The organism is Pseudomonas sp., assembly GCF_051660785.1.
Lineage (GTDB): Bacteria > Pseudomonadota > Gammaproteobacteria > Pseudomonadales > Pseudomonadaceae > Aquipseudomonas.
In genome coordinates this window covers 18,960-30,637 of the sequence record NZ_JBOFQE010000078.1, presented here as the reverse complement: position 1 = coordinate 30,637, position 11,678 = coordinate 18,960, and the positions used below count along the sequence as shown (strand labels likewise).

Here is an 11,678-nt window from a genome sequence, read left to right as displayed (position 1 = left end):
TATCCCCGTTGGACTGCGCAGCAGTCCCATTTTTAGGGCCGCTCCGCGACCCAACGGGGATAAATCCCCTCGCCACAGGTAAATGCCTTGACTATAGGTTTCTCGCTTCAAAATTCGTATTTGCGCAACTATTTTTGTGAAGGATTTATCCCATGGCCGTGTTGCCTGAACTTGAAGCATTTTTAGAACTCGCCGAGTTCGGCCGGATGACCGGCAAAAGTCGCGCGATGCATGAACAGTCGCCACAACAGGCGCGGATCGATTTTGAAGCCTCCTCCGGGTTTCTCGACGTGCCGCTGGACGACGTGGCCTGCGAGAGCTTCACCATTGCCGCACGGGACGGCCACAGCTTGTTGGCGCGGCTGTATCGCGACGGGCAAGCGGCCGACGGCTTGCAGCCGGTGGTGTTGTATTTCCATGGCGGTGGTTATGTGGTCGGCAGCCTCGACTCCCATGATGCGCTGTGCCGGCGACTGGCCTCCCAGGGCGGTTTTGCGTTACTGACCGTGGATTATCGACTGGCGCCGGAGTGGCGTTTCCCGACGCCGGTGCAGGACGCCTGCGATGCCGGCAACTGGCTGGTGCGCGAAGGCGCGGCGCGGGGGCTGGATGCGAATCGGGTGGCGCTGGTAGGCGACAGCGTGGGCGCGACGTTGGCCACTGTGTTGTCGGTCATGGCCGTGCGTGAGCCTGAGGAACTGGCGTTGAAACCCAAGGCGCAAGTGCTGCTCTACCCGGTGACGGACGCGACGACCAAGCGCGCGTCCCATCGTGATTTCGCCGAAGGCTATTTGCTGGAAACGCCGACGCTGGACTGGTTCTACGCGCATTACGGGCGCACGCCGGAGGACCTGGCGGATTGGCGTTGCTCGCCGTTGCTGGCGGCGGATCTGTCGGGCGTGGCGCCGGCGCTGGTGTACCTGGCCGGGCATGATCCGTTGCGTGATGAAGGGTTGGCGTATGCCGATCTGTTGCGCGGGGCGGGGAATGAAGTGACGTTGCTGGAACAACTGGGGATGACCCATGACTTTATGCGCATGGCGGGGTTGTTGGGAGAAGTGGAAGGGATTCACGCGGAAGTGGCGGGGTGGGTGCGTTCGCGGATCTGATTTGAAATAAAAAAACCGCCATGCCTGGATCAGGGGTGGCGGTTTTTTTTGTGCCTGGGTAATTGGATTTTCGGTGGCTTGACTGGCGCCATCGCGAGCAGGCTCGCTCCCACAGGGGATCTTCAGTGAACACCCCATCTCTGTTCACACAGGTCAAATGTGGGAGTGAGCCTGCTCGCGATGACGGACTCACATTCACCACAAATCCCTGGCCCAAAAAAAATGCCCGCATCTCACGACACGGGCATTTTTTATGTCAGCTCACGGCTCAGAAATCATACTTCGCGGTGACCTGCACGTTGCGCGGCTCGCCGTAGAACGTGGTATCGAAGTTGCCCAGGCCCGTCAGGTAGTTCTTGTCGAAGACGTTGTTGGCGTTGACGGTGAAGCTCAGGTGGTCGTCGAACTGGTAACGGGTCATCAGGTCCACGAGGGTGTAGCCACCTTGCTTGATCTGGGTGTAATCGCCCACGTTGGCGCTGTAGATCTTGCCGTAGAACGCGCTCTGCCAGCTCACGCCGCCACCGACGGTGAACTTGTTCATCACGCCCGGCAGACGGTAGGTGGTGAAGGTACGAACGACGTGTTCAGGACGGGTGGTGGACAGCGGGTAGCCGAAGATCCGCTGCTCGTCCTGGTCACGGGTACGGGCGTAGGTGTAGCCGGCGGACAGGTTCCAGCCCTCGGCCAGTTCACCGGCCAGTTCCAGTTCCACACCCTTGGTGGTCGCGCCATCGATGGCCTTGTAGATGCCTTCGTTGGTGACCGGGTTGGTGCCGATCGATTCAGCGACGTTGTCCTGCTCGATGCGGAAGAAGGCCAGGCTGGCGTTCAGCTTGCCTTCGAAGTAGGCCGCTTTCAGGCCGGTCTCATAGGCGTTGCCTTCAACCGGTTCCAGGGTCGAACCGTTGGCGTCCTTGTAGATTTGTGGCTGGTAGATGTTGGTGTAGCTGGCGTACGCGGAGTACGTGTCGTTCAGGTCGTAGACCACACCGGCGTAAGGCGTGACGACGCCGTGTTCCTTGTAGCTGGCGTGGGTGTCGGTCTGGCCGGCGTCCGGGTTGTAGCTGTAGTCTTCGTTGTACTTGAAGGTGCTCAGACGGGTACCGAGGATGAACGACAGGTCGTCGGTCGGACGCAGGCGAGTGGCCAGGTAAACACCGTTCTGGCTCTGGGTGCGTTCGTATTTGCCGTTTTTCGGGAATTCCTGTTTCGGCAGCTCGCCGTTCCAGTCATAGATGCTGCCCGGCACTTGGGCAAACGCGCTGGTGTCGTAAGTCGAGCCGGTCTGACGCGAGTGGGACGCCATGACACCGGCGACCAGTTCGTGCTCGCGACCGCCCAGGCTGAACGGACCGGAGACGTTCACGTCAGCGGTGTTCTGCACGCGATGACCTTCCCAGCGACCCCAGTAAAGGAACATGCCTTCACCGGTGGCGCGGTCCGGGTTGCCGCCGCTGGCCGAGGCCAGTTGGGTGTCGTGATCGGTGGTTTTCTGGTCCAGGCTGACTTTGAGTTTCCAGTCATTGGCCAGCGCTTGTTCCAGCGATGCGAAGTAGGTGGTGCTGTCGAAGTCACGACGGCTCCAGTCGGCAGCCGGGTTGAAGTGACGCGGGAACTCAGTACGGCCGCCGTCGGCGAAGTACGTCGGGTTGCCGGTCCACGACGAACCGCGTGGGGTTGCGCTGGACTTGTCGATGCCGAAGGTCAGCAAGGTGTCGTCGGTCAGGTCGGCTTCGAGGACGCCGTAAAACAGGTCTTTCTTCTGGCTGTAGTGATCCAGGTACGAGTTGGCGTCCTGGTACGTGGTCACGAAGCGACCGCGGACGTTGCCGGAATCGGTCAGCGAACCGGAAATGTCACCTTCAGCCCGGTATTTGTCCCAGCGGCCGGCGGTGGCGCTGACCGAGGCCTTGAAGTCCTTGGTCGGCTTCTTGCGGATCAGATTGACCGTGGCGGACGGGTCGCCGGTGCCGGTCATCAGGCCGGTAGCGCCCTTGATGACTTCGATGTGGTCGAGGCTGGCCGAGTCGTCGCTGTTGTTCGGGTTTTCACCGTACACGCCGTCGTAGATGGTGTTGACGCCATCGTACTGGAAGTTGGTAATGGCCTGGCCACGGGCGGAAAATTCGGTACGGTCGCTGTCGTACTTCTGCGACGTGATGCCGGGGGTGTTGCGCAGTGCGTCGCCGACGCTCTGTACGCCGCGATCGTCCATTTGTTGACGGGTCACCACGGTCACCGATTGCGGCGTTTCGCGGATGGTCAGCGGCAGCTTGGTCGCGGTGGTGGTGGCGCCGGTGGTGTAGGAGTGGGTGTCTTCAGTGGTCAGGCCCAGGGCCTGGCCGGAAATCGTGGTCGCGCCCAGTTGCAGGCCCGAACCGCCGCCGGAGACCAGGGTGACGCTGTTGCCATTGATCTGGAACGAAATACCGGTGCCTTTGAGCAGGGCGCTCAGGGCCTCGGACGGCTCCAGCGAACCGGAGACTGCACGGGACTTGATGCCGGCCACCTGGTCCGGGCTGTAGAGGATCTGCAGGTTGGTCTGCATGCCCAGCTCGGTCAGCGCGTTGGAAAGCGGCTGCACGGCGATATTCACTTTTACAGGTGCAGCATTGGCCATCGAGCTCCCCAGCAAGGTGGCGGTCAGCAGTACGCTGGTGAACAGGGTGCGATGCAATGTCGGGCGCTGTACGGCCAACGCGAGAGGTGTGCGGCGTGGTTGAGGTCGCATTACTTACCTGAGCTCCTGAAAAGTGTTGTGCAGAGTTTTTGTTAATAAGAATGATTATTAGACGCGGCACAAACCAAAAACCGGAAAGAAACCCGTCAAATAATTTTCAGAAAGAAGAAACGACGCGCTTTTGTGGCCAGAGGACTTCACTGTGGCGAGGGAGCTTGCTCCCGCTGGGGCGCGAAGCGGTCCTCGAATAGGGCCTGCTGCGCAGTCCAGCGCGAGCAAGCTCCCTCGCCACAGGTAATCTGCTCACCGCACGGGGGTGTGCAGTGATCAGGCAGGCGCGAGCTCGGTGACGACCCGGCCGCTTTCCATGCGCACCAACTGGTCGGCCACATCGAAGTAACGGTCATCGTGGGAGATCACGATGATGGTTTTGCCCAGGCGCTTGAGGTCCGGCAGCAGCTCGGTATAGAAAATCCGGCGGAAGGTCGGGTCCTGGTCGGCCGCCCATTCATCGAACACCAGCACCGGGCGTTCTTCGAGCCAGGCATTGACCAGCGCCAGGCGTTTGCGCTGGCCGGTGGAGAGGTCGGTAGTGGTGAAGTTGCCGTCCTTGACGCTGACCTTGTGCGCGATTTCCAGACGTTGCAGGTATTTGTTGGCGTCCTCCGGGATGTGCGTGTCGCCCTGGACCACGTCATCGAACAGGTAATAGTCAGCGAAGATCGTGGTGAACAACTGGCGATAGTCATCACGATTCTGTGCATCGATGGTTTCACCGTTGACGCGGATCTCGCCCTGCTGCGGCGTGTACAAGCCCAGCAGCAACTTGATCAGCGTGGTCTTGCCGCAACCGTTCTCACCGACAATAAAGGTGATGTCGCCTTGCTTGATCGTCAGGTTGACCGGGCCCAACTGGAACGGCGCGGCACCTTCGGCAGCCGGGAAGGCGAAACGCACATCGGCCAGTTTCAGTTCGTGCACGGCCTGTTTCACATTGCCCTGATCGCTGAGCAGTAAATGCGGTTCGGGGGTGGAAAACTGCTCGGACAATTCGGCGATCCGGCGGAAGGCAATCTGCGCACGGCTGACAATCGGCAACGTGCTGATCAAATGCTCCAGTGGGCCTTTCATGTACAGCAGCACCAGCACGAAACCGCTCATCACCGTCTTGTCGGCGCTTGGCCAGAAGGATTGCAGCGCCAGCACGAGGCCGATGACCACGAAGAACAGCATCGAGCCGAAGGTCTTGGCGATGACGAAGGTGTTGACCGAGCGCACCTGGGTCTTGCAGATGAAGTCGGCTGTGGCCTTGATCCCCGAAACGAACATGCGCTGGCGACGTGGCCGATGAATTCGCAGTTCCTTGGCGCCATCGGCAATCGCGTTGTAGTGCTTTTGCAGCTCGTCTTCAGCGTCACGGGCGGCCATGAAACCCTGCACACCCTTGCTCTGGGCATACGCCTGGATCGCGGTGCCGATCAGGATCGCGGCGACCATGATCAGGAACATCGGCCATGACAGAATCGCCAGGTAACCCATGCAACCCAGGGTCACGGTGAGGGAAATCGCCAGCGGGGCGAAGGCGAAGGCGAAGTCGCTGATGGTGTCGACGTCGTGGGTCAGCACGGGAATCAAACGGTGGCTGCGGTAGCGCTCGATGTGTTCGATCGGTGCCGACAGGACTTTTTCACCGAGCTGTTTACGCAGCCGGGCGATGATGTGTTGGCCGACGTAGTTGGTGCCGATGTCCGAGCAGATCGAACTCAGCAGCGCCAGGACGCACAGGCCCGCGAACAAGGCGACCACGCCTTGGGTCAGGCCGGTGTCCGAATGCAGGGCGTTGTTGATGGTCGCCAAGAGTACCGTGACGCTCAAGCCGCCGACCATGCCCAGGAAAATGGACGCGGCGACGATGAGTCGAAACGGTTTCAACAGGGCGAACAACTCGCCGATGGCGCCACGGGGAGGCTGGGTCATGGAAGACAGTTCCTTGGGTATAAAGGCAGATACCCAGTAGAACGTCTGATCGAGGGGTTAATTTACAAGGTCGCCGACTGGCGGCATTCGTGACTCAAACACATGACCCTGTGGGAGCTAGCCTGCTAGCGATGACTGCATCACAGTCAATAGATATGTCGACTGTCAGTCCGCTATCGCGAGCAGGCTCGCTCCCACAGGATTAGGGTTATGACTTAGAGCTCACGCACGATACGGAACCCTATCCAGTCGCCACGCTCTTGCGGGTACTGGCTGTTGCGGTTGCCGGAGCGGGAGAACACTGGCGCTTCGCCCCAGTCGTTGCCACGAATGCGCACCGCTTCGCAATTGGCTTCTACCCAGGCACTGCCATCGGTGGGCGCGCCGACGTAGTTCGGGTGTTCGCAATCTTCGACCCACTCGTAGACATTGCCGTGCATGTCGTACATGCCAAACGCGTTCGGTGCATAGCTGCCGACCGGCGAGCTGTAGCTGTAACCGTCCGCCGGCCCGTAGGTGTTGGCGTGTTTGCTGATGCTGTATTCCTTGCCTTCATCGAACGGGAAGGGGAACGGCCCTTTGGTGCCGCCGCGCGCGGCGTATTCGCGTTGGGCTTCGCTGACCATGTGGTATTTCTGCCCGGTCTTTTTCGAGAGCCAGGCGACGTAGTTCTTCACGTCATCGAAATTCATGCACACCGCAGGCTGGCGCGGGGTCTGCGGATAACGCGGCTTGCTGGCGACGCACTCGCGACCCGGACGGGTATCACCGTTGGCGATGGTCACACCGCTCTCGCGCACGTAACTGTCCCATTCACCGGCGGTCACCTGGAAACGGCTCATGGCGAACGGTTTGGCGAAGGTCACCTCGTGCATCGGACTTTCGTCGGGCTCGCGACCGACTTCATCGTCCGGTGTGCCCATGGTGAAAGTGCCGGCGGGCAGCACGACCATTTCCGGGCAGTCGCGGCAGTCCTTGAACACTTTGCCGGGTTGTGGGGCGGTGGTGGCCTGGGCAGCGGTTGGCAGTAGACCGGCGAAGAGGGCGGTCAGGGCGAGTGCCTTGAGCGGCACGATCAATAGATCTCGGTTCATCTGTCGTCTCGATTCAAAAGAAAACGGGGGGCCCTGTGGCGAGGGAGCTTGCTCCCGCTGGACTGCGCAGCAGTCCCTTTCTTTGGGGCCGCTTCGCTGCCCAGCGGGAGCAAGCTCCCTCGCCACAGGGTTTTGCATCAGGCGATCTTGCTCAGCAAGGCCATGAAGCGGTCGATGTGCTCTTCGGTGTTGAGCAGGCCAGGCGCGATGCGGATCACCGGGCCGACGTCGCGGTCCACCGAGTCGCAGACCACGCGGTTCTCCATCAACTGCGCGGCGATTTTTTCGCAGTCGCGGCCCTTGATCCGGAAGAAGGTGAAGCCGGCCGACAGGTCCGGGCTCTTGGGCGTGACCAGTTCGATCTGCGCGTGTTCCAGCAGCCGGTTTTTGGCGTAGGTGTTGAGGGTGTGGATGCGCGCCTGCACTTCGGCCTTGCCCAGTTCCAGGTGCAGCTTGAACGCTTCGTCCAAGGCCCAGCGATGTTCAAAGCTGTGATAACCGCCGGGGGTCATGATGGTCGAGAAGGTGGTGGCTTCGGAGAACGTCGGAATCGTCGGCGTCACATCCTTGAGCTCGGCGGAACGGGCGCAGATGATCCCGGTGCCGCGCGGGCCGAACATCCATTTGTGGGTGCCGGCGATGAAAAAGTCGCAGTGCATGTCGGGGAAGTCGAGGTCGTCGACGCCGAAACCGTGCACGCCATCGACCACATACAGGATGCGGTCCTTTTCCGCGCGGTTGCGATTCTGCTCCTCAACCAGTTTGCCGATTTCACCGATCGGCAGTTTTACGCCACTGCCGGACTGCACCCAGGTCATGCCCAGTACGCGGGTTTCGGGACGAATGCCTTTGGCAATCGAGCCCAGCACTTCATCCGCCGAAACGTTGTGGCTGTTCTCGAACAGCTTGAGCTTGCGCACCTTGACCCCGTCCTTTTGCTGGCGGTAACCCAAGGCGTAATTGGTGGCGTAGTGTTCGTGCTCGCTGGTGAGGATTTCCTGATCCGGGCGCACATGAATGCCGCCGTAGATCAGCGACAGGCCTTCCGTGGTGCTGCCGGTCAGCGCGATCTGCTCAGGCTTGGCCTTGAGATAACGACCGGCCCAGACGCGAACTTCTTGCTCGCGTTTTTCGGTTTCACCCAGGTCCCAATCCATCGCCAGGCCAGGGTTGCGGTCGAGGTTGGCGCGGTGGCGTTCAATCGCCTCACGCACCGGGCGAGGGTGGGACGTCACCAGAAAGTTGGCGAAGTGCAGGTAGTCCGGATCCTGGTCGAACAACGAGCGCAATTGCGCCCATTTGTCCTTGGGCAGCGGCGCAGGATTGGCAGCCAGCGCCGGCAGATTCACGGCAGAACTCAATGGCAGGCCAGCCGCGAGAATACCGGCCTGCTTGAGGAATGAACGGCGGTTAGTCATGAGCTCGGTTCGCTTTTGCAAAGAGGAATCAGTTTTTCGCTAGCGGTCTGGACGACTTCTGCACCTGGTCCCACACCCGCAGGAAATTCCCGCCCCAGAGCTTGGCGATATCGGCCTCGCTGTAGCCGCGACTGATCAGCTCGGCCGTGACGTTGCGGGCTTCGCTGACATCCTTCCAGCCATCGAGGCCGCCGCCGTCGTTGAAGTCGGAACTGATGCCGACGTGGTCGATACCGATTTTCTTCACCGCGTAGTCGATCGCGTCGCCGTAGTCCTTCAGGGTAGCTTTCGGTTCTTCGTCGACGATGGCGTAGAGCTGGCTGGCGTATTCGCCGAAACGCTGTTCAGACCAGACGGTGATGATCGGATCGCCCGGCATCAGCGCCATCTCCAGACCTTGCAACGGTTGCAGGTCGAAGCGTGCGCGCAGGGCGTTCAGTTTGTCCTGAGTGGCCTGGCTCAACGGGCGGATGTAGGTCGGGAAGCCGACAACCTGCACCACGCCGCCGCTGTTTTTGATCAGCTGCATTTCCTGGTCGCTGAGGTTGCGCGGGATGTCCACCAGGGCGCGCGGTGCCGAATGCGAGGCGACCATCGGAGTGCGGCTCAACCGGGCGACTTGCTCCAGCGCCTTGGTCGACATCTGCGACACGTCGATGATCACGCCCAGATCGTTGAGGCGGTGCACCGCCTGCTTGCCGATCTCCGACAGGCCACCCAGTGCGTCCCGCGAATCGTTGAAGAACGGCAGCGGTCGGGATGAGTCTGCCCAGGCGTTGTTGCCCACGTAACTGAAACCGAACATGCGCATGCCACGAGCAGCCCATTTGTCCAGGGCATTCAGATCGTTGCCCAGTGGATAGGCGTTGAGCATGCTCAAGAAAATCGCGAACTTGCCTTCGCCGTGCAGGCGCCGGAAATCGTCCGGGGTGTAGGCGATGGCGACCTGATTGGGGAAGTCGCGAACCATCGTGCTGATGATTTTGTAGCGGGTTTCCTGTTCGAACCGGGCTTCGTCGACGAAACCGGCGGTGGGGCGATGCGGGGCGTTGGCGCCGTTCCAGATTTCCGGCCAGCCGAAAATCGTCAGAGCCGCACCGGACAGGCGACCGCGGCCGGTCTTGACCAGATCGAATTGGCCGGTGCCGTCCTTGTCGGCTTCATTGCCGGCGGTGCCGAAGTCCAGCGGGACGGTGACGTGGCTGTCGAAGGAGAGGAGGCGCTCTTGCAGCTCATCGGCCTGTTTCATCACCTTGACCGGGTAGCCGGGATTGTCTTTGAACCAGTAATCCCAGGCGGCAACGCCTGCACCGGCACTGATCGCCAGGGCTAGCGGCAGGCCGATATAGAGAGCCTTTTTCGAACGTGGTTTTGTCATTGCCATCTCAGTCAGGTTCGCCGCCCCGGTGCGGGCGCAGGGGCCTTTGCTATCTGGGAAGAACGAGTGGCCCGGTTGGAAATTTAGTGGGGCTGATGACCCCATCGCCAGCAGGCTGGCTCCCACAGGGGATTTGTGAGCGACACAGATCACCTGTGGGAGCCAGCCTGCTGGCGATGCTTTTAAATTTATGCGGGCAACAAACGTTCTAGCTTGGATAAAGCCTGCTTCATGGCTGACACAGGTAGGGCAATGACGATTTCTCGACGATGGTTCATGGCAGGCCTGGCGCTGACCGGCGCCGCCGTGCCTGCGGCTTTTTATGGGCATCGCGAATGGACGAAACCGGATCCGACGATCACCCCCGGCGAAGCTTCATTCGATGTGGCGGATGTCGCCGGCCAGCATTTGGCGAACACCTTGCGCGGCGTCTGGCAGATTCGTTTCGAAGGGCGGGACGCCGGTATCGAAGGACTGCCTCGGGACGGGCTGGAAGTGTTTCTCGACGTCGGCCACAAAGGGCGCGGCTTGATCGGGTTCCTCGACACCGCCCAGCGTTTGCGCTCCAGCGATGAGCCGCGCTACCGCGTGCTGGGCGATCTGGCGGAAGCCAAACCTGCCGAGTTGAGCTGGCGGCTGATCAGTGCCGACGCCGCCAACGGCACGCCGGATTACGAATTCAGCATGTCGCTGGATGAAGTCTGGGCCGGTTTCGGCAATGCCGGCAGCGGCACGATCAGTGGGCGGGTGTTGAACCTTGATCGGCCGCTGATGATGACTGCGCAGGACAACCGCTTCATCGCCGTCAAGCGAGTGTTCCCCGAAGCTCGCGAGCGCGCCGGTCTTAACGCGCCGCTGCTGGCGTGGCTGGTGTCCGCCGAACATCGGCTGTTTCACCAGCTCTGGCATGCCTCGCGGGACAAGTGGCACACCCTGTCCGAAGACAAACGCAACGCCTTGCGTGGCATTGGCTGGCAGCCCGGTCCAAGGGACAAGGAGCGTGATGCCCGTGGCGCGCGCAAGGATCGCAACGGCTCGGGCGTGGACTTTTTCTTCATGCACCGGCACATGCTGGGCACGGCGCGTTCGATGCAGGACTTGCCGTCATGGCAGCACTTTCCATTGCCGCAGCCGGAACTGGCCAGGGATCGCATCGGCTTCGCCAATTACTGCGACAACCACGATGGCACTGCGTTGCCACCGACCTGGCTGGCCGACGACGATACGGAATATTCGCAATGGGTCAGCGACATCAAGACGGCCGAGACGTATCACAGCAACTTCCAGGTCTGGGAGTCGCGCTACCGTGATCCGCGTTATCTGTCGAAACTCACCCTGGGGCAGTTCGGTTCAGAGGTTGAACTGGGGCTGCACGACTGGCTGCACATGCGCTGGGCCTCGGTGCCGCGTGATCCGTCCAATGGCCAGCCAGTGCCGTTCGCCCGGGATCCGGCAGACTTCTCCGCGCGCTGGTACGCGCCGGAAAACGACTTCCTGGGTGACCCGTTTTCCTCCCACGTGAACCCGGTGTTCTGGCATTTCCACGGCTGGATCGATGATCGCCTGGAAGACTGGTTCCGTGCGCATGAGCGTTTTCATCCGGGGGAGGTCAGTCGGCTGGAGGTCAACGGCGTGGCGTGGTTTGCGCCGGGGCGTTGGGTTGAAGTGGATGATCCGTGGCTGGGGCCGAGCACTCATGGGTGCAGCACGACGCCGGGGTTGCAGACGGGCAAGTCGGTTGAGATGGACCCGGAAACCATGAAGCTGGCGTTGCGCATCACCTTTGGCGAAGACGAGAAGAAACTGGCGGAGCTGTTCCGCAAAGTGCCGCAGCGGCCCTGGTATGCGCGGCATTTGAAGGCCAAGCCGATTACCAGCTAATCAGGAATACCGCGTTATCGTTCAATCGTCGGAACGCCGCCCGGAGCAGGCTCGCTCCCACATTTGACCGCGTTCATCCAGACAGCTCGGTCGACTGTGGGAGCGAGCCTGCTCGCGATTGCGGACTCACTGGCGACT

General features: G+C 61.1%; 7 protein-coding genes. 2 read left to right on the top strand and 5 right to left on the bottom strand.

Annotated elements, in window-relative coordinates; all coding sequences use genetic code 11:
* The first annotated feature begins 152 nt into the window (after window positions 1–152).
* Window positions 153–1,109 (top strand): alpha/beta hydrolase, encoded by a 957-nt coding sequence (locus ACRC4F_RS20715; protein ID WP_438661018.1) that lies wholly within the window; start codon window positions 153–155, stop codon window positions 1,107–1,109.
* Window positions 1,110–1,377: 268 nt separating this feature from the next.
* On the opposite strand, the gene ACRC4F_RS20710 is transcribed toward ACRC4F_RS20715, so the two are convergent.
* From ACRC4F_RS20710 to pvdM, 5 genes are all read right to left on the bottom strand, one after another.
* Window positions 1,378–3,843: a TonB-dependent siderophore receptor gene (locus ACRC4F_RS20710; RefSeq protein ID WP_438661017.1), complete on the bottom strand. Its 2,466-nt coding sequence runs from the start codon at window positions 3,841–3,843 to the stop codon at window positions 1,378–1,380.
* Between the two features lie 276 nt (window positions 3,844–4,119).
* Window positions 4,120–5,769, bottom strand: coding sequence for a cyclic peptide export ABC transporter (locus ACRC4F_RS20705; RefSeq protein ID WP_438661016.1), 1,650 nt, complete (start codon window positions 5,767–5,769; stop codon window positions 4,120–4,122).
* A gap of 215 nt (window positions 5,770–5,984) precedes the next feature.
* Complete coding sequence (gene pvdO, locus ACRC4F_RS20700; protein WP_438661015.1) at window positions 5,985–6,863, bottom strand: dihydropyoverdine dehydrogenase; 879 nt, start codon at window positions 6,861–6,863, stop codon at window positions 5,985–5,987.
* 137 nt (window positions 6,864–7,000) lie between these two features.
* Window positions 7,001–8,281 (bottom strand): pyoverdine-tailoring periplasmic protein PvdN, encoded by a 1,281-nt coding sequence (gene pvdN / locus ACRC4F_RS20695; RefSeq protein WP_438661014.1) that lies wholly within the window; start codon window positions 8,279–8,281, stop codon window positions 7,001–7,003.
* A gap of 28 nt (window positions 8,282–8,309) precedes the next feature.
* Window positions 8,310–9,659 (bottom strand): pyoverdine-tailoring dipeptidase-like protein PvdM, encoded by a 1,350-nt coding sequence (gene pvdM, locus ACRC4F_RS20690; protein WP_438661013.1) that lies wholly within the window; start codon window positions 9,657–9,659, stop codon window positions 8,310–8,312.
* Window positions 9,660–9,911: 252 nt separating this feature from the next.
* On the opposite strand from pvdM, the gene pvdP reads away from it, so the two are divergent.
* A complete protein-coding gene (gene pvdP / locus ACRC4F_RS20685) occupies window positions 9,912–11,540 on the top strand; it encodes a pyoverdine maturation tyrosinase PvdP (protein ID WP_438661012.1) in 1,629 nt (542 codons plus the stop codon).
* The last annotated feature ends 138 nt before the right edge of the window (window positions 11,541–11,678 follow it).

Coding starts and splice junctions, on each gene's coding strand:
- ACRC4F_RS20710 (WP_438661017.1), bottom strand. CDS start 3,843: ATGCGACCTCAACCACGCCGCACACCTCTCGCGTTGGCCGTACAGCGC.
- pvdP (WP_438661012.1), top strand. CDS start 9,912: ATGACGATTTCTCGACGATGGTTCATGGCAGGCCTGGCGCTGACCGGC.
- pvdO (WP_438661015.1), bottom strand. CDS start 6,863: ATGAACCGAGATCTATTGATCGTGCCGCTCAAGGCACTCGCCCTGACC.
- pvdM (WP_438661013.1), bottom strand. CDS start 9,659: ATGACAAAACCACGTTCGAAAAAGGCTCTCTATATCGGCCTGCCGCTA.
- ACRC4F_RS20705 (WP_438661016.1), bottom strand. CDS start 5,769: ATGACCCAGCCTCCCCGTGGCGCCATCGGCGAGTTGTTCGCCCTGTTG.
- pvdN (WP_438661014.1), bottom strand. CDS start 8,281: ATGACTAACCGCCGTTCATTCCTCAAGCAGGCCGGTATTCTCGCGGCT.
- ACRC4F_RS20715 (WP_438661018.1), top strand. CDS start 153: ATGGCCGTGTTGCCTGAACTTGAAGCATTTTTAGAACTCGCCGAGTTC.